13 protein-coding genes are annotated in these 18,340 nt (G+C 69.2%); 10 read left to right on the forward strand and 3 right to left on the reverse strand.

The features are described 5' to 3' along the window. The first annotated feature begins 199 nt into the window (after positions 1-199). From AC1DW0_RS09180 to AC1DW0_RS09200, 5 genes are all read left to right on the forward strand, one after another. Positions 200-1,828: a FecR family protein gene (locus AC1DW0_RS09180; protein WP_477945504.1), complete on the forward strand. Its 1,629-nt coding sequence runs from the start codon at positions 200-202 to the stop codon at positions 1,826-1,828. Next, positions 1,825-4,206, forward strand: coding sequence for a hybrid sensor histidine kinase/response regulator (locus tag AC1DW0_RS09185; protein ID WP_477945506.1), 2,382 nt, complete (start codon positions 1,825-1,827; stop codon positions 4,204-4,206). Before AC1DW0_RS09180 ends, AC1DW0_RS09185 begins: the two co-directional genes overlap by 4 nt. A gap of 200 nt (positions 4,207-4,406) precedes the next feature. Beyond that, positions 4,407-7,166, forward strand: a complete 2,760-nt coding sequence (locus tag AC1DW0_RS09190; RefSeq protein WP_457352531.1) for a TonB-dependent receptor plug domain-containing protein — start codon at positions 4,407-4,409, stop codon at positions 7,164-7,166. 126 nt (positions 7,167-7,292) lie between these two features. Then, positions 7,293-7,748 (forward strand): (2Fe-2S)-binding protein, encoded by a 456-nt coding sequence (locus tag AC1DW0_RS09195; protein WP_056205070.1) that lies wholly within the window; start codon positions 7,293-7,295, stop codon positions 7,746-7,748. 10 nt (positions 7,749-7,758) lie between these two features. Beyond that, the gene (locus tag AC1DW0_RS09200; protein ID WP_477945509.1) at positions 7,759-9,987 is read left to right on the forward strand and encodes a xanthine dehydrogenase family protein molybdopterin-binding subunit; all 2,229 of its coding nucleotides are present in this window, start codon (positions 7,759-7,761) and stop codon (positions 9,985-9,987) included. Position 9,988: 1 nt separating this feature from the next. On the opposite strand, the gene AC1DW0_RS09205 is transcribed toward AC1DW0_RS09200, so the two are convergent. After that, positions 9,989-10,204 carry a heavy-metal-associated domain-containing protein gene (locus tag AC1DW0_RS09205; RefSeq protein ID WP_477945511.1) on the reverse strand — a complete coding sequence of 72 codons (216 nt, stop codon included), beginning with the start codon at positions 10,202-10,204 and terminating at the stop codon, positions 9,989-9,991. A gap of 27 nt (positions 10,205-10,231) precedes the next feature. Here AC1DW0_RS09205 and AC1DW0_RS09210 point away from each other — a divergent pair, with 27 nt between their 5' ends. Then, positions 10,232-10,786, forward strand: coding sequence for an NADPH-dependent FMN reductase (locus AC1DW0_RS09210; protein ID WP_056205065.1), 555 nt, complete (start codon positions 10,232-10,234; stop codon positions 10,784-10,786). Continuing rightward, positions 10,783-11,682 carry a pirin family protein gene (locus tag AC1DW0_RS09215; RefSeq protein WP_477945513.1) on the forward strand — a complete coding sequence of 300 codons (900 nt, stop codon included), beginning with the start codon at positions 10,783-10,785 and terminating at the stop codon, positions 11,680-11,682. The genes AC1DW0_RS09210 and AC1DW0_RS09215 overlap by 4 nt, the downstream gene beginning before the upstream one ends. 12 nt (positions 11,683-11,694) lie before the next feature. On the opposite strand, the gene AC1DW0_RS09220 is transcribed toward AC1DW0_RS09215, so the two are convergent. Both AC1DW0_RS09220 and AC1DW0_RS09225 read right to left on the reverse strand, forming a co-directional pair. Continuing rightward, complete coding sequence (locus AC1DW0_RS09220; RefSeq protein ID WP_477945515.1) at positions 11,695-12,459, reverse strand: PA3715 family protein; 765 nt, start codon at positions 12,457-12,459, stop codon at positions 11,695-11,697. Further along, on the reverse strand, positions 12,456-13,475 hold the full coding sequence (locus AC1DW0_RS09225; RefSeq protein WP_477945517.1) for an ATP-binding protein: 1,020 nt from the start codon (positions 13,473-13,475) through the stop codon (positions 12,456-12,458). Before AC1DW0_RS09225 ends, AC1DW0_RS09220 begins: the two co-directional genes overlap by 4 nt. Before the next feature lie 146 nt (positions 13,476-13,621). Here AC1DW0_RS09225 and fba point away from each other — a divergent pair, with 146 nt between their 5' ends. From fba to AC1DW0_RS09240, 3 genes are all read left to right on the forward strand, one after another. Beyond that, positions 13,622-14,686 carry a class II fructose-bisphosphate aldolase gene (gene fba / locus AC1DW0_RS09230; protein ID WP_457389552.1) on the forward strand — a complete coding sequence of 355 codons (1,065 nt, stop codon included), beginning with the start codon at positions 13,622-13,624 and terminating at the stop codon, positions 14,684-14,686. A gap of 7 nt (positions 14,687-14,693) precedes the next feature. Beyond that, on the forward strand, positions 14,694-15,119 hold the full coding sequence (locus AC1DW0_RS09235) for a gamma-glutamylcyclotransferase family protein (protein WP_457389551.1): 426 nt from the start codon (positions 14,694-14,696) through the stop codon (positions 15,117-15,119). 98 nt (positions 15,120-15,217) lie between these two features. Beyond that, complete coding sequence (locus AC1DW0_RS09240; RefSeq protein ID WP_477945520.1) at positions 15,218-18,340, forward strand: PAS domain S-box protein; 3,123 nt, start codon at positions 15,218-15,220, stop codon at positions 18,338-18,340.

Consider the following 18,340-nt stretch of genomic DNA (forward strand, 5'->3'; position numbering starts at 1 on the left):
ACGAGTGGCCCCTTGCGGCGGGCCTGCCCGAAGGGTTGTGGCCAGAAAGGCCGCATGCTGTGTTGCAGATCCTCGCTGGGTAGGAACCCAGCTTGCGGTCTGCTGTCGTGCCTGCGGCCTTTCTGGCCACAACGCGACCCGTTGCCATAGCGTTAACAGGCCCTAGGATCCAAGCTCCTGCGAGGGAAGGGAGGCGCCGATGAGTGCAATGAGAATCTGGCTCGCCATGGGCCTGTTGCTGCTGGCCTGCGCCGAGGCGCCTGCGCAGACGGTGGCGGCCGATGCCGACTGGCGTTACCGCATCCAGCCGGGTGACACGCTGATCACTCTGACCGATGCCTGGCTGGCGTCGCCCAGGACCTGGCGCGATCTGCAGAAGCTCAACCGCGTGCCCGATCCGCTGCGGCTGATGCCCGGTTCGACCCTGCGCATGCCGGTGGCCTGGCTGAAGCGCGAGGCCAGCGTCGCCGAGGCCGTGTTCGCGCGCGGCCAGGTCACGCGCCAGCGTGGTGCGGCGAGCGAAGCCCTCACCGCCGGCACGACGCTGCAAGGCGGGGACCGCATCAAGACCGGCGCTCAGTCCAGCGCCAGCCTGCGTTTCGCCGATGGCTCGCGGCTGCTGATCCCGCCCGACAGCGACATCACGCTGGACCAACTGCTGGTGCTGGGCCGCGGCGCCATCCCCGCGGTGCGCATCGGCGTGCAGCAGGGCGGTGCGGACAGCCGCGTGACGCCCAACGCACAGCGCGTGCCGCTGTACGAAGTGCGCACGCCGCATGTGAACCTGGGCGTGCGCGGCACCGAGTTCCGCGTGCAGACGGCGGGTTCGCAGAGCCGCATGCAGGTGCTGTCCGGCGCCGTGCATGCCGGTGGCCTGGGCCCCGACGTGGCGAGCGGCCAGGGCCTGCTCGCCGAGGGAGCAGCGCGCAGCGTCGCGCCGCTGCTGCCGGCGGCCGATCTGAGTGGCCTGGTGCCCGTGATGGAGCGGCTGCCGCTGCACCTGGCCTGGGTGGGCGGTCCGGCCGGCGCTGCCACCTGGCGGGTGCAGCTGTACGTTGGCGGTGACTTCGACCGCCTGCTGCTGGATGACGTCGTGGGCGAGCCGGCCGTCACCTGGCCGGAGGCGCGCGAGCTGGCCGACGGCGACTACACGCTGCGCGTGCGCGCCATTGACGCGCGCGGCCAGGAGGGCGCCGCTGCCGATGCAAGCATCCGCCTGCTGGCCCGGCCCGAGCCGCCCTTCATCCAGGCGCCTGCGCCCGGTGCCGTCAGCTACGCCGGTGGCACGGCCTTCGCCTGGACGCGCAACACGGTGGCGCCAAATGTGCGCCTGCAGATCGCGCGGGATGCCGGCTTCAAGGACCTGGTCCTGCAACCCTCACCCATTGACGGCGCGAACTACGACGCCCGACTGCCTGACGGCCTCTATCACTGGCGCATCGCCTCCGTCGAAGCGGGCGGCCGTGCCGGGCCATTCGGCGACCCGCAAACCTTCGAGATCAGGCCGCCGCCGCCCGCGCCACCGCCGGCCGAGCCGGAGGTCAGCGGCGACCAGTTGAAGCTGCGCTGGCGGGCCGACCCGGATGTCGCGCGCTACGAACTGGAATGGTCCAAGACCGAGACCTTTGACGGCGCGGACGTGCAGCGCTTTGCAACGGACAAGCCCGAACTCGCGATCCCGAAGCCATCGCCGGGCAAGTACTTCTTGCGCGCCAAGGCCTTCAACGCCGCCGGCGCGGCAAGCCCCTGGGGCCAGACGCAGATGATCGAGCAGCCTTATCCGCGCTGGCTGTGGCTGCTGCCCTTGCTGCTGATCCCCGTGCTTTGAAACGCTGGCCCTGGCTCGCCCTGCCCGGAGCACTGCTGCTCTGGGCGCTGCTGAGCCTGACCGGCGCGCAGCCGCGTATCGACCGCGCCATCGGCGACCTGTTGCTGCGTGCCGCCGCGCCCGCGGCACCGCCACCCACCAGCGTCATCGTCGACATCGACGACGCCTCGCTGCTTGTGCTGCGCCAGCCCCTGGGCGAGTGGCCCTACTCGCGCGAGGTCTATGCGCTGATGCTGGACTACCTCGGCCAGGCCGGTGCCCGCCTCGTCGTCGTCGACATCGTCTTCGCCGGCCCGCGCGAAGGCGATACACGGCTGGCGCAGACCTTGGCCGCCGGCCCGCCGACGGTGCTCGCGGCTGCCGGCCTGGCGACGCGCCAGCGCGCCGGCGTCGAACTCGCGCCAGCCAGTGCGGCCGAGCAGCGCGCGCTGACCCGCCTGGGCGCGGCCCATGCGCCAGGCCTGGACTGGGATGCGCTGACGGCGCCGGCCGATGCACTGCTGGACGCGCTCGCCGAGCCCGCCAGCCTGGGAGTCATTTCGGTGGCCCTGGACGACGACGGGCTGCTGCGCCGCCTGCCGTTGTTGCATCGCGTGCAGGGGCGCAGCCTGCCCAGCCTGGCCTTCGCTGCGCGGCTGCGCGCCGACGGTGCGCTTGGCTGGCGGCGCGAGGGCGACGAGCTTGTCGCGGGCGCGCGCCGCTGGCCTGTGGACGAGGCCGGCCAGCTGCGCCTGCGCCTGCCGTTGGGCGGCGGCGAGCCACCACGCGTGTCCTGGCAGCGCCTGATGCGCGCGGCCCTGGGCGAGAGCGAGGACGCCGAGCTGGCCCGGTTGCTCGCCGGCCGCAGCGTCTTCGTCGGCAGCAGTGCCTTCTTTGCCGACGAGGTCATGACGCCCCAGGGCCGGTTGTCGGGGACGGCGCTGAACGCTGCCGTCTTCGAAGCCCTGGGCGCCGAGCCGCTGGCGCTGCTGCGCGAGCGCGGTGCGGGCGTGTGGGCTGTGGATGCACTGTTGTTCGCCCTGGGTGCGTTGCCCCTGCTGTTGCGTCGCCAGGCGCTGGCGGCAGGCATCGCGATGGCGGCGCTGCTGTTCGCGTCATGGAGTGCCGCGTGGGCCGGTACGCTGCCGACGCTCGCGCCCGGCTTCTACCTGCTCGCGCTGGCCCTGCTGCTGACAGCCGTCGAGCACGAGCGCCATGCCCGTGAGCGGGAGCGCGAGCTGACCCGCGAGCGCGAGTTGGCCGATGCGCGCAGCCGCGCCAAGACCGAGCTGCTGGCCCAGGTCAGCCACGAGATGCGCACGCCGATGAACGCCGTGCTGGGCTTCTCCGACATCCTCGCGCGCTCGCCGCTCAAGCCGGATCAGGCCCATTACGTCGAGGTGCTGGGCCATGCCGGTCGCCAGGTGTTCGCCCTCATCAACGACCTGCTCGACAACGCCCGCATCGAGAGCGGCCGGCTGGAGTTGGCCTCGCATCCCTTCAATCTGATCGACCTCGTCGAGTTGCAATTGGAGCTGCTGCGCGAGCGCGCCCAGAGCCAGGGCCTGTGGCTGCGCGTGTTCGCGCGCACCGAAGCGGCGGGCTGGGTGCTGGGCGACCAGCAGCGCGTGGCGCAGATCGTCACCAACCTGGCTGGCAACGCCATCAAATTCACCAAGACGGGCGGCGTGACGGTCGAGCTGTCGCGCAGCACCCAGGGCCAGGTGCTGATCAGCGTGCAGGACACCGGCATCGGCATTGCACCCGACGGGTTGGAGCGCATCTTCCAACCCTTCGCCCAGGCGGATGCGAGCATCGCGCAGGAATTTGGCGGCACCGGCCTGGGCCTGGCCATCACGCGCAGGCTGGCGCGGCTGATGGGCGGCGATGTCAGCGTGCACAGCCGTGTAGGCGAGGGCAGCTGCTTCGAGGTGCGGCTGGATCTGCCCGACTCGCAACCGCCGCATGCCGACCCGGCAGAGACGCGCGCTGAACGCATGGCGCCGAGCCGTCCGCTGGAGCTGCTGCTGGCCGAGGACAACGACGTCAACGTGCTCGTCATCGAGGGCATGCTGCAGCCCCTGGGCCACCGCATCAAGCGGGCACGCGATGGCGAGCAGGCCCTGGCCGCACTGCGTGAGGGCACGGGCGAGGGTGACTTCGACCTCGTGCTGATGGACATGCTGATGCCCGGGCTGGACGGGCTGTCGGCCACTCGGCAATGGCGGGCCATCGAAGCTGCCGAGGGCAGGCAGCGCACGCCCATCGTCGCGCTGACGGCGAACGCGTTCGACACCGATGTGCAGCAGTCCCTGGCGGCTGGCTGCGACGCCCATCTGACCAAGCCCCTCAGCCTGGCGGCGCTGCTGCGGGCGCTGGCCAAGTACGCGCGAGTCTGAGCCTTGCGGCGCCGGCCGCGGACGTGAAGGAAGTCAGGCCCTAATTCGCAGTGCTGTGAATGCGCCACAGCCTGACTTCCCGCAGGGGAGGAGCCATGAACTGCGGCTCAACACTTCTTTGCATGAGGGCAACAAGCCGCGCCGCGGCGGGGGTCGGGGGCGACCCTTCACAAGGCCCCAACTGACAGGAGTGAGCTTCCATGCAACACCGCCACACCCGACTGGCGCTGGCCTTGCTGGCCGCCGGTATCGCCGGCTCGGCCGCTGCGCAGAACGCACCGGCCCAACAGCAGCAGCTCGAGCGCATCACCATCACCGGCTCGTCGATCAAGCGGGTTGAATCCGAGACGGCCCTGCCGGTGTCGGTGATGACGCGCGACCAGATCGAGAAGACCGGCGCCACCAACGTCGAGGACATCCTGCGCCGCATCGGTGCCAACACCGCCGTGCAGTCGGACACCACGCAGGGCGCCGGCTATTCCCAGAGTTTCGCCAACCTGCGCGGCCTGGGCCCCAACTCGACGCTGGTGCTGCTGAATGGCCGGCGCCTGGCCAACTTCGCCTTCGGCTCCATCGGCGGCAATTCGTCAGTGGACCTGAACAGCATCCCTTTCGCGGCTATCGACCGCATTGAGGTGCTGCGTGACGGCGCCTCGGCCGTGTATGGCACCGACGCCGTCGGCGGCGTCATCAACTTCATCACCCGCAAGGACTACGACAAGGGCGCCGTCACGCTGAAGTACGGCGCACCCGAGAAGAGCATCGGCGGCAAGGAGACGAGCGCCTCCATCGCCTTCGGCATGGGCGGCCTCAAGACCGATGGCTACAACCTGCTCGTGACCGGCAACGTCAAGAAGCAGACCAAGGTCAGCTCCCTCGACCAGAAGTGGTATCTGCGCGGCATCGACGAGATCCCCGGCTCTGATCCCCCCACCTCGGGCCGCTCCTTCCCAGGTCGCCTCGTCGACTTCAACATCACGCCGGGCGCCTATGCCAACGCGGGTACCAACTTCAGCCCCTGCGACCCCAACTTCAACACCATCCAGACGCTGACCGCGACGACCCCCAACGGCACGCCGATCAAGCGCTGCCGCTTCATCTACCCGGCCATGCAGGAGAACCTGCCCGACTCCAAGAAGGCCGATGCCTTCGGTCGGTTGACGCTGGACACGGGCGGTGATTCGCAGGTCTTCTTCGAGGCCAGCTACGCACGCAACGACTCCATCGGCCGCACGGCCGCCGTGCCCATTGACTCGACGGCGGGTCATGTGAAGGCCGACGGCACCTACCCGTCCTTCGCCTTCCCCATCTCGAGCAAATACTTCCCGGCGGCACTGCTGACCAGCCTGGGCTACACGCCGGCGCAGTTCGACACGCTGGGTGGCGGTTTCACCGAGATCGCGATGCGTTCCGTGCCGGTCGGCCCGCGCACCAACAACGTGTTGAACGAGCAGACCCGCTTCGTGGCCGGTGCCACCGGCATCTTCCAGGGCTGGGACTACGACGCCGGCCTGACGATGTCGCAGGCCAAGGGCTCGCTGGACTACTACAACTACCTGCACGAAGGCCGCTTCATCACCGAACTGGCCACCGGGGTCATCAACCCCTTCGGCCCGCAGGATGAAGCTGGACTGGCCGCGCTGAACCGCGCGCGCATGGAAGGCCCGATGCGCCGTTCCAAGAGCACGACCTATGCCTTCGACGCCAAGGCCAGCACCGAACTGATGGCCATGAGCGGCGGCCCGATGATGCTGGCCGTCGGCACCGATCTGCGCAAGGAAAAGGCCGACGACCATGCCGTGAATGCCGACTATGAGCTGGGCCTGCACATCGGCGGCGAAGGCACGGTGCCCAAGACCGTGGCCTCGCGCACCATCTATGCCGTGTTCAGTGAGCTGTCCATGCCCTTCGCCAAGGGCTGGGAGGCCACGGTCAAGGCGCGCTACGACAAATACAGCGACTTCGGCGGCACGTTCAACCCGGGCGTGACGCTGCGCTTCCAGCCCAGCCGCGAAGTGCTGCTGCGCGCCAGTGCCGGCACGGGCTTCCGCGCCCCGACGCTGTGGGACGTGAACAGCCCGACGGCCTTCACCAACACCGCCAACTCCCTGGTCGACCCGAACTGCCCGCCCGGCCAGGCCGGCGACCCGCGCTGCGAAACGCAGTTCAACGTGCGCCTGTCCAGTGACCCCTCGCTCAAGCCCGAGAAGTCGCGCCAATATTCCTTTGGCGCGGTGTTCGAGCCGATGCGCGACCTGTCCATCGCGCTGGACTACTGGCATATCCAGAAGAAGGACCAGATCGGCACCATCGGCGGCGACGCCATCATGTCCGACCCGATCCTTTACCAGCGCTACAACACCCGCATCCACCGCCTGCAGCCCAGCGGCTTCATCAGCTACATCGAGACCCCGGTCGAGAACCTCGGCGATCTGAAGACCAACGGCATCGACCTCGACGTGAAGGCGGGCTGGAGCTTGGGTTCCATGGGTCGCCTGAGCGCCAGCTACGCCGGCAGCTTCATCAACCAATGGAAGCAGCAGAACGGCAAGGGCACGCCTTATGTGTCCTATGAGGGCACGGCCGGCGACGGCGCCGGCGTGCAGCCGGTGCCCAAGTGGCAGCACACCCTGGGCCTGGACTGGAACATGGGCAACTGGAACCTGACGCTGGAGAACATCTTCGTCAAGGGCTGGACGGAATCGGCCGGCCTGGTGGAGGCCAACGTCGGCCCGCTCGTCGAGCACAAGGTCAAGGACAGCAGCCGCTGGAACCTGGGCCTAGGCTGGAAGCCCATGCCCACGCTGGCCCTGCGTGTCGGCGCCCGCAACCTGCTGGACCAGGACCCGCCGTTCACCGCCGTGTCCAGCTATGGCTCGCACGTGACCGGCTATGCGGGTTCCTTCGTCGACCCGCGTGGCCGCTTCTGGTACGCCACGGCGAGCTACCAGTTCAAGTAGGCGGCGCCGGAGTGGCTACGTCTTGGGGGCTCTTCGGAGCCCTTTTTGTTTGGCAATGCCCGAGTGATGTACGGGGACACCGCAAGTGGCTAGAGTCGCCCGCGTCCCACCCCCCTGAGGAATCCCATGATCAACATGACCGTCAACGGTCGCGCCGTCTCGCTGGACGCCGAGCCCGATATGCCCCTGCTGTGGGCCGTGCGGGAGGAATTGCAGCTGACCGGCACGAAATTCGGCTGCGGGGCGGCCCAGTGCGGCGCCTGCACCATGCACGTGGCCGGGGCGCCGGTGCGGTCCTGCCTGACGCCCATCTCCTCGGTGCAAGGCCCGGTGACCACCATCGAGGGCATCGCCACCGACAAGGTCGGCCAGGCCGTGCAGGCCGCCTGGGTCGAGCATGACGTGGCCCAGTGCGGCTACTGTCAGAGCGGCCAGGTCATGAGCGCGGTGGCGCTGCTCAAGGGCAACAAGAAGCCCAGCGACGCGCAGATCGACGAGGCCATGGCCGGCAATCTCTGCCGCTGTGGCACCTACACCCGCATTCGCGCGGCCATCCACACGGCTGCGGCCAAGCTCGCCTGAGGAGGCCGACATGCTGAATCCCCGTCGTATCGACCAGGCACTGACCGCGGGCTCCCTTGGAGTTTCCCGCCGCAGCTTCGTCACCACCACCGTCGGCGGCGCCGTCGGCCTGGCGCTGTTGCCTGGCATGGCGAGCGCCCAGGCGCCCAAGCCCGGGTCCAAGCCGACTGAACAACCGTTGGCCTTCGTCACCATCGCCAAGGACGGCACGACCACCATCCTGTGCAACCGCATGGACATGGGCCAGGGCGTCGAGACCGGCCTGGCCATGATCTGCGCCGAGGAGCTGGAAGCCGACTGGAGCAAGGTCCGCACCGGCTTTGGTGACCAGAAGGCCGCCTATGTGGACCCGCTGTTCGGCATCCACCTGACCGGCGGCTCCAACTCGGTCAAGAACAGCTACCAGCAGTACCGCGAACTGGGTGCGCGCACCAAGGCCATGCTGGTGGCCGCCGCGGCCGAGAGCTGGGGGGTGCCGGCCGCATCGTTAAAAGCCGAGAACGGCGTCATTTCGGGTGGTGGCAAGAGCGCCGGCTATGGCGAGTTCTTCGACGCCGCCATGAAGGGCACGGTGCCCGAAGCCGTCACGTTGAAGGATCCCAAGAGCTTCAGGCTGATCGGCAAGCCCACCGGCCTGGTCGTCAGCCAAGCCAAGAGCACCGGCGCTCAGGCCTACGGCATGGACGTGCAGCTGCCGGGCATGGCGGTGGCCGTCATCCAGCGCCCGCCGGTCTTCAACGGCAAGGTCGCCAAGCTCGATTCGACCGAGGCGCTCAAGGTCAAGGGCGTCAAGGCCGTGCTGCCGGTGGCGCTGGACCGTGGCGGCCAGGGTGTGGCCGTGGTGGCCAGCGGCTACTGGGCGGCCAAGAAGGGCCGTGATGCGCTCAAGGTCGATTGGGACCTGGGTGGCGTGGCCAAGCCCGACACCGCGGCGCTGACCAAGCAGTACCTGGCCCTGGCCAAGACGCCCGGCACGCCGGCGCCCAAGCCGGAGTTCCAGGCCGATGCCAGCGCCTGGGCGAAGGCGCCCAGGAAGATCACGGCGGACTTCGTCTTCCCCTACCTGAACCACGCCCAGATGGAGCCGCTGGCCTGCACGGTGGACCTGAAGGCCGACCGCTGCGACTTCTATTACGCGGCCCAGATGCCCGGCATCGATGCGATGAACCTGGCCAAGACGGTGGGGCTCAAGCCGGAGCAGGTGCAGGTCAATGTGCAGATGGCGGGCGGCGGCTTCGGCCGGCGCGCCACGCCCGCCACCGAATGGCCGCGCGAGGCGGCAGCCGTGGCGGTGGCCCTGGCCCAGGCCGGCAAACCCATGCCGGTCAAGGTGATCTGGAGTCGCGAGGATGACGTCAAGGCCGGCTACTACCGGCCCATGACGGTGCACCGCGCCGAGATCGGCTTCGATGCCGCGGGCAAGATCTCCGGCTGGCAGCACCGCATCGTCAGCCAGAGCATCCTGAAGGGCTCGCCGCTGGAAGGCTTTGGCTACCAGAAGGGCGTGGACGGCACGACGACCGAGGGCATGCGCGAGCCCTACGAGTTCCCGATGAACCTCAGCGTCCATCACCCCGACGTCAATGTGCCGGTGCTGTGGTGGCGCTCGGTGGGCTCCACCCACACGGCCTACGTGATGGAGACCCTGGTCGACGAGATTGCCTTCGCTACCAAGCAGGACCCGGTCGCCTACCGGCTCAAGCTGATGGAGGGCAATGCCAAGGCCGACCGCCATCGCGCCGCCCTGCAGGCGGCCGTCGACAAGAGCGGCTATGGCAAGCGCAAGCTCAAACCCGGCCAGGCCTGGGGCGTGGCGGTGCACGAGAGTTTCGAGTCGGTGGTCGCCTATGTCGTCGTTGCCAGCATGAAGGGCAAGGGCAAGGATCGCCAGCCGGTGCTGCAGGAAGTCCACGCTGGTGTGCACTGCAACCTGTGCGTCAACCCCAAGGCGGTCGAGACCCAGGTTCAGGGCGCGGCCATCATGGCGCTGGCCACGACCATGCCGACCCACCGTGTGACCTTCAAGGACGGCGTCGTCGAGCAGAACAACTTCTATGACATGGCCATGCCGCGCATGCCCGACGCGCCCAAGGTCATGACGGTCAGCATCGTGCCCAGCAACGACCCACCCAAGGGCATGGGCGAGCCGGGGCTGCCGCCGCTGGCACCGGCGCTCGCCAACGCGGTGGCGCGGCTGACTGGCAAGCGTCAGCGGGAACTGCCGTTCAGCTTCGCTTGAGTCAGGTGCTGGCCGGCGCCGGCGGGTAGCCGGCCTCGGTCAGCACGGCCACCAGTGTCTCGCGGGGCAGGTCGCTGTCGACGTCGGCGGTCTTGGCGTTGCGATCAATCTCGACGCGCGCCTGGGCGTCGGCCGCCTTCAGCGCTTCGGTGATGGCGGCGACGCAATGGCCGCAGCTCATGTCGGGCAGGATGAAGCTGTGCATCGCTGGCATCATGCCCGCATCCACCTTTGCGGTATCGCCATGCACATCATTGCCCTCAGCGGCGCGCTGCGCCGCGCGTCCTACAACACCGCCTTGCTGCGCGCTGCCATCGCGATGGCGCCCGAGGGCGTCACGATCGAGCTGCGCACCCTGCACGGCATTCCGCTGTATGACGGCGACGTCGAGGCCCAGGGCATTCCCGAGGCCGTGACGAAGCTGCGCGAGGAGATCCGTGCCGCGGATGCGCTGTTGATCAGCACGCCCGAGTACAACCACTCCATCCCCGGTGTGCTGAAGAACGGGTTGGACTGGCTGTCGCGACCCAGCGGCGAAGGCGCCAAGCTGTTTGGCGGCAGGCCCACGGCCGTGATCGGCGCGTCGCCGGGCGGCTTCGGCACCGTGCGCTCCCAGGGCGCGCTGTTGCCGGTGCTGCATGCTTTCGGCTGCGACCACTGGATGGCCGGCGAGCTGCTGGTCTCCAAGGCCGGCTCGGTCTTCGACGCCGACGGCCGTCTCGTTGATGACAGGGTGCGGGGGCAGTTGCAGACCTTTGTCCACGGCTTTGTCGACTTCGTGCGCAAGAGAACGTCATGAGCGTCCACGTCGAGCGCCTCGCCAGCCACATCGGCGACGTGGGCGGCATTCCCATTCAGCGCGCCCTGCCCAACAAGGCGCGGCGCATCATCGGCGCCTGGTGCTTCGCCGACCATGCCGGCCCGGCCACCTTGCCGCCCGAGCGGCGCATGAATGTCGGCCCGCATCCGCACACGGGGCTGTCGACCTTCAGCTGGATGATCGAAGGCGAGATCCTGCACCGTGACAGCCTGGGCTCCGAGCAGGTGCTGCGCCCCGGCCAGGTCAATCTGATGACGGCCGGCCACGGCATCTCGCACAGCGAGGAGTCGCTGTCCGACCGCATTCACCTGGCCCAGCTGTGGATCGCGCTGCCCGATGCCGAGCGCGAACGCGCGCCCAGCTTCCAGCATTTCGCCGAACTGCCGCGGCTCAGCCAGGGTGGCTTCGAGGCGACGCTGCTGGTCGGTGAGTTCGGCGGCCAGCGTTCACCGGTGCCCAGCTTCACGCCGCTACTGGGCGTGGATCTCGTCGCCGACGGCCCGGCCGATGCGGTACTGGCCCTGCAGCCCGGGTTCGAGCATGGGCTGATGCTGCTGGAGGGCGAGGTCGAGGCCGCGCCGGCCGGCCATGACGCGGTCGAGACGATCACACCGGGCACGCTGCTTTATCTCGGCACCGGTTGTGAGTCGATCGAACTGCGCTGCGCGGCCGCGTCGCGCCTGCTGCTGCTGGGCGGCGAGCCCTGGGCCGAGCCGCCGCTGCTGTGGTGGAACTTTGTCGGCCGCGAGCCGGCGGAGATGCAGGACTGGGCCATGGACTGGGCGCGCGAGGATGGCGGGCGTTTCGGCGTCGTCGAGGGCTATGCCGGCCCGCGCATCCCGGTGCCACCGGTGCCGGCGCTCAGAAAGCCCTGAGAGGCACCGCGTCTACAAGCCCGCGGGATCGCAGTCCGTGGAGACATCGGCGCGCCCCGCGGCGCAACCATAGACGCCGTTGACTAAGTGGCACTCCCGGTGCGAGGGGGTCGGCTTGCTCGCCTCGCCATCGGGCGTGTGGCGGCCGATCTGCTCGGTGAGGCGCAGGTCCTGCCAGCCCTGGGTCTGGCGCGGCACCAGGCTCAGCGTGGTTTGGGCCTCATCCCAGGCATCCTGGCCGATGACGCCGCTGCCTGCGTCCTGCCAGCCCATGGCCTGGCAGAACACGGGGCGCAGGCGCAGGCCTTCCGGCACGTAGAGGCGCAGCGGGCTGCCGGTGCGACTGTTGGCCGAGCGGTTGTACTGGTCGCTGCTGAAGCGCAGGCCCAGCGCACGAACCCCCGGCCTGAGCAGATAGGGAGCGAGGTCCAGGCTCAGGCTGGAGGGGCCGATGAAGGTGGTGGCGTCTTCCTGCACCGAAACGCGATGGCTGCTCAGGGCCTTGCCACGGGCCGGGTCGACCAGGGCGATGACGACCTGCCATTCGCGGTCGAGGTCGCCACTGCGCGGCTTCTCGAAAGCCATTACCGCCGCGGTGATGCGCCCAGGGGCGGCCGGCCAGGGGCGGCATTCGCTGGCCGCCACGTCGCCCGGAATCTTGGCCTTGCGGTCCACAGCTCGCAGCGCGGCCTCGACGGCGTCAGTGCAGGCCTCGCCCGGCCGCGCCTGGGCGAGGCCGGTGAGGGACACCAGCAGGAGCAGGGCGGCCAGCCTCATCCCGCCCGGGCGCTCTTCACCAGCGCCTCGATCCGCGGCGTCGCGTTCACCGCTACCAGCTCGATCTGCGGGTTGGCCTTGGCGAACACGCGGAACAACTCGTCCGTGAAGCCGTGGCCGACGTCGGCCACGCCGTCGAAGTCGATCTCGGCGCGCTTGAAGGCCGACAGCCGGGAGCCGACGCGGCGGGCCTGGGCGCGGGAGTCCAGGGCCTGGCCTTCGCTGGTCAGCAGGCGCAGCTGCACGCGGGTCTGGTCGAACTCGATGCCGTCGCCTGCCAGGCTCCAGGTTTCCATGACTCCGTCAAGCGTGCGCGTCGTGTTCAGCGCGATGGCCATGTAGATGGAGCTGCCCTGGCGCGGCAGGGCGCGGCCCTTCTTCCAGCCGGCGCTCTCCCAGGCTCGGCGCTGGTAGGCGGTGTTGTTGGCGTGGATGTCGAACACATCGGCCAGCTGCGAGCTGAAGAACAGGCCGCGGCCGGTGTGGGCATCGGGGGCGCTGGTCAGGCGCCCCTTGCTGAGCTCGAGCATCGCGTGCTGGGGGTCCTCGAGCTGGAAGGCGCTGCAGATCTTGTCGAACACGCCGATGCCGTCGTCGCTGACGAGAAGCTGCACATGGGTGGGCGTCTGGCGCAGCGACACGGTGACGCTGCTGCCGCCGGAGTGGTCGGCCGCGTTGTTCACGAGCTCGGTGAAGCCATGCTGCACCATGCGTTCCACATGCTTGGGCAAGGCGAAATGGGGTGCGAAGTCGCGCTGCCAGGGCAGGTCTTCCTGCAGGCCGTAAAGGGTGTAACTGCGCGCCACCTGGCGCAGGCTGCCGGGCGAGAACACCGGTCGGCGGCCGGTGCCGGAGCGGGTCAGCCAGCCGGCGTCCACCAGGCGCTTCAGTGCCGACAGCACGGCGCGGTGGCTGGCCCCGGTGCGCTCCTCGATGTGGGTGGCCAGATCGTGGGAATGCTCGCTGGCAGCGGCGGTGATCCAGTTGGTCAGGTGGTCGAACACCAGTCTTGTCATGGCCGAGCATTGTGATGACTACTCTCATCCGTGGGGGTGGGGCATGCCCGGGACTCCATAGAATCCCCAACCAGTTACGAAGCGGTTACGGCCTAGGGTGCGTACCGCAGTCGGCCCAGATTTCTCAACTCCACCGGGGACAACCCATGCCTCTCGTTTCCATGCGCCAGTTGCTGGACCACGCCGCCGAAAACGGCTACGGCATTCCAGCCTTCAACGTCAACAACCTGGAGCAGGTGCAGGCCATCATGGCTGCGGCCGACGAGGTCGGCGCACCGGTCATCCTGCAGGCCAGTGCAGGCGCCCGCAAATACGCCGGCGAGCCCTTCATCAAGCACCTGATCCAGGCCGCCTGCGAGGCCTACCCGCACATTCCCCTGGTCATGCACCAGGACCACGGTACCAGCCCCAAGATCTGCGCCGGTGCCATCGACCTGGGTTTCGGCTCCGTGATGATGGACGGCTCGCTGATGGAAGACGGCAAGACGCCGGCCTCCTTCGAATACAACATGGAAGTGACCCGCAAGGTCGTCGAGATGGCGCACCAGGTCGGCGTCACCGTCGAGGGCGAGCTGGGCTGCCTGGGCAACCTCGAAACCGGTGATGCCGGCGAGGAAGACGGCATCGGCGCCGAGGGCAAGCTGGACCACAGCCAGATGCTGACGGACCCCGAGGAGGCGGCCACCTTCGTCAAGGGCACCCAGCTGGACGCGCTGGCGATCGCCATCGGCACCAGCCATGGCGCCTACAAATTCAGCCGCAAGCCCACGGGCGACATCCTGGCCATCGGCCGCGTGAAGGAAATCCATGCACGCATCCCCAATACCCACCTCGTCATGCACGGTTCGTCCAGCGTGCCGCAGGAGCTGCTGGCCATCATCAACCAGTACGGCGGCAAGATGAAGGAGACCTTCGGCGTGCCGGTCGAGGAGATCCAGGAGGCCATCAAGCATGGCGTGCGCAAGATCAACATCGACACCGACATCCGCCTGGCGATGACGGGCGCGGTGCGCAAGTTCCTGGCCGAGAACCCCGACAAGTTCGACGCCCGCGAATGGCTCAAGCCCGCCCGCGAAGCCGCCAAGGTCATCGCCAAGGAGCGCTATATGCAATTCGGCTGCGAAGGCCAGGCCGGCAAGATCAAGGGCCGCACGCTGGTCGACATCGCTGGCGCCTATGCGCGCGGTGAGCTGGCACAGAAGGTCCAATAAGGGTTCAGTGACGCGTCACTGCTTCACCTACGGCTCACTGATGTGGGCCGACATCATGGCCCGCGTCTGCGGGCGTGAATTCGCCAGCGAGCCGGCCTCGCTGGCGGGTCATGCGCGCCACCCGGTGCGCGGCCAGGATTATCCCGGCCTGCAGGCCGCGCCCGGCGGCCTGGTGCCGGGGCGGCTGTATCGCGACGTCGACGCTGACGCCTGGGAGCGGCTGGATGCCTTCGAGGGCGTCGAGTACGAGCGCGCCGATGTCGTCGTGGCGCTGGCCGACGGCAACGCGCTACTGGCCCAGGTCTACCGCTTCCGCCCCGAGTTCGCCGACCGGCTGCTCCCTGGGGACTGGGACGCCGACGCTTTCGCCCAGGAGGGCCGGGAGCGCTTCATCGCCCGCTATGTGGGCTTCGAGCTGATCACGCCACGCTGAAGCCCCGGGAATAAGACACGTTTTCGCCTGATGCCCCCCTGTTCGCGGGGTCACAATGCATCGGCATAACCCCTTGGTCATTGGGGTCGGGAGCTGGGATGGACGAGCTGACCGGAATCGTCGCGCGAGCGGGTTTCCTGCCCCACGGCTATTGCTTCCAGTGGTCGCCCGGCCTGCTCTGGACCATGGTCGGCGCCGATCTTTCCATCGCGCTGGCCTACTTCTCCATCCCGCTGGCCATCGCCAGCTATGCCCGCCAACGCCCCCAGGTCAACCTTGGCAGCATCGCGACGCTGTTCGCCATCTTCATCTTCGCCTGCGGCGTGACCCATGTGCTGGACGTCTGGACGATCTGGCGCCCCGACTACGGACTGCAGACCGCTGGCAAGGTCTTCACCGCTTGCGCGTCCGTGCTGACGGCGGCCGTGGCCTGGCGCCTGATGCCCACGCTGCTGGGCCTGCCGTCACTGGACGAGATGCGCACGGCCAACGAGGCGCTTCGCAGTGAGATGGACCGCCGCCACAGCGCCGAGGACCATCAGCTGGAAGCCGAGCAGAGCCTGGCCGCCACGCTGTCGGCCATCGACGCCGGCTTCATCACGACCGACGGCGACGGCCGGGTCACGCGCATCAATGCCGTGGCCGAGCGCATCACCGGCTGGCCGGCGCGCGAGGCCCTGGGCCTGCCGGTCTGGGAAGTCTTCCAGCGCGAGGGCACGCCGGCCGACCTGAAGGCGCGCAACCCCATCGACGTCGTGCGCGAGCGCAACCGCGAAGGCGCTTTCCAGCGCCAGGCCGTCTGCGTCGCACGAGACGGCAGCCAGCGGCCCGTTGAGGTTCACGCCGACCTGACCCACCACGCCGACGGCCGCGTGCGTGGCGTCGCCATCGTCTTCCGCGACGTGGGCCGCCTGACCGAGGCGGAGGCCGAGGTGCGCCGCCTGGCGGCCGTCGTCGAGTCCTCGGCCGACGCCATCATCGTCAAGACGCCGGATGGTCGCATCACCAACTGGAATGCAGGCGCCGAGAAGATGTTCGGCTACACGGCCGCGGAGGTCGTCGGGCAGCCGGTGCAGATGCTGATCCCGCCCGAACGTGAAGCCGAGGAGACGCGCATCCTCGCCAGTCTGGCCCAGGGCCAGCATGTGCCGCCGTTCCGCACCGTTCACATTGCCAGGGACGGCCGGCGAGTCGAGATCTCCGCCCAGGTCTCGCCGCTGCGCGATGCGGCCGGCCGCATCATCGGCGGCATCAAATCCGCCCGCGACCTGACCCACCAGCGCCAGATCGAGACCGCGCTGCGCCAGAGCGAGGCGCGGCTGCGCTTCGCCCTCGAGTCCGCGGCCATCGGCGACTGGGAGCTGGAGCTGGACAGCGGCCTGATCCACCGTTCGCGCCGCTACGACCAATGTTTCGGCCGACCCGACTCTGAAGGCCCGTGGGACCGCGAGCGCATGCTTGCTGCCGTCCATCCCGACGACCGGGCCATGGTGGAGGCCGGCCTGGCGGCGCTGCCCGAAGGCCACCGGCCCTGGCATGCCGAGTTCCGCGTCGTCTGGCCCGATGACAGCGTGCACTGGCTGCGCCTGGACGCCCGGGTCACCCACGACGACGCCGGTTCGCCACGGCTGGTCGGCATCGTGGCCGACGTGACCGCCATGCGCACCGCCGAGCAGGCCCGCCAGCAGTCCATCTGGCTGGCGGCCGAGAACCGCCGCGTGCAGGAAAGCAGCCGGCTCAAGAGCCTCTTCCTCGCCAATATGTCGCATGAACTGCGCACGCCGCTGAATGCCGTCATCGGCTTCGCCGACCTGCTGACCATGAGCGCCCATCCGCCGCATCTGCTGGATGGGCCGCGCCAGCGCGAGTGGCTGCAGCACATTGCCAGCAGCGGCCGGCATCTGCTGGCCATGATCAACGACGTGCTCGACCTGTCCAAGATCGAGGCCGGCAAGATGGACTTCCATCCCGAGCCGGTCGAACTGCCGGCCCTGGTCGACGACGTGATGGCCACCGTCGCGGTGCTCGCCGAGCAGCGCGGCCTGAGCCTCAAGTCCTCCATCGAACCGGGGCTGCGAGACCTGGTGCTGGACCCCGCTCGGCTCAAGCAGGTGTTGCTCAACTATCTGTCCAACGCCATCAAGTTCACGCTCGCCGGCGGCCACGTCGAGCTGCGCGTGGTGGGCGAGGGCCCGCGGCTGTGGCGGTTGGAGGTCGACGACAGCGGCATCGGTATTCCGGCCGACCGCCTCGGCCATCTGTTTGTCGAATTCCAGCAGCTCGACGACGGCCTGACCAAGCGCCACCAGGGCACGGGACTGGGGCTGGCGCTGACGCGCCGGCTGGTGGAAGCCCAGGGCGGCCGTGTCGGCGTCTACAGCGAGCCCGGGCGCGGCAGCCGCTTCTACGCCGTGCTGCCGCGCCAGCCGCTGGATGCCGGCGAGCCGGTCGGGCGGCCGGCCCACCAGCAGCTCATCGCCCTGCGCGACCATCCGCTGCGCGACGGCCTGGCCCGTGATCTGTCGCGGGCCGGCGTGAGCGCCGACACCGCGTCCACAGCCGGCGAGGTGCTGCGCCTGACCCGCGCGCGCCGTTACACCGAACTGGCCATCGACCTCGGCCTGCCTGATGCGCCCGGCCTGTCATTGCTGGCGGCGCTGCGCAGCGGCGGGCCGTCCATGCACGCGGCCGTCAAGGCGCTGGCGCTGACGCCCCCGACGGGGGCGGGCGTGGCTTTCACGGTATCCGACGTGCTGGCCAAACCGCTGCGCCGCCCGGCCCTGGCGCGTGCCCTCGTGCCGCTGCGCGACCGGTTGGGTCCGGGCCGGCCGGTGCTGGTGGTCGACGACGAGGCGGTGTCGCGCGAGCTGATGTGTGCGGCATTGCAGGCCACGGGCGTCGAGGCCGTGGCCGTCGGCAGCGGCGCCGAGGCGCTGCAGCGCCTGCCCGCCCTGCAGCCCGGGGCCATCGTGCTCGACCTGATGATGCCCGGCATCGACGGATTCCAGGTGCTGCATGAACTTCGCGGGGACCCGCGCTGGGCCGAGCTGCCCGTCATCGTCTGGACGGCGCTGACCCTCAGTGGGCAGGACATCGAAAGCCTGGCGCGCTCGGCCGCGGCCATCGCCAGCGCTGGCGAGGCCGAAGCCCTGGCCGAGGTGCGCGATGCGCTGCTGCGCGCCGCCCGCCAGGACCGGCGTGGCCGACTCACGAAAGGTTGA

The organism is Roseateles sp. P4_D2 (genome assembly GCF_056401875.1).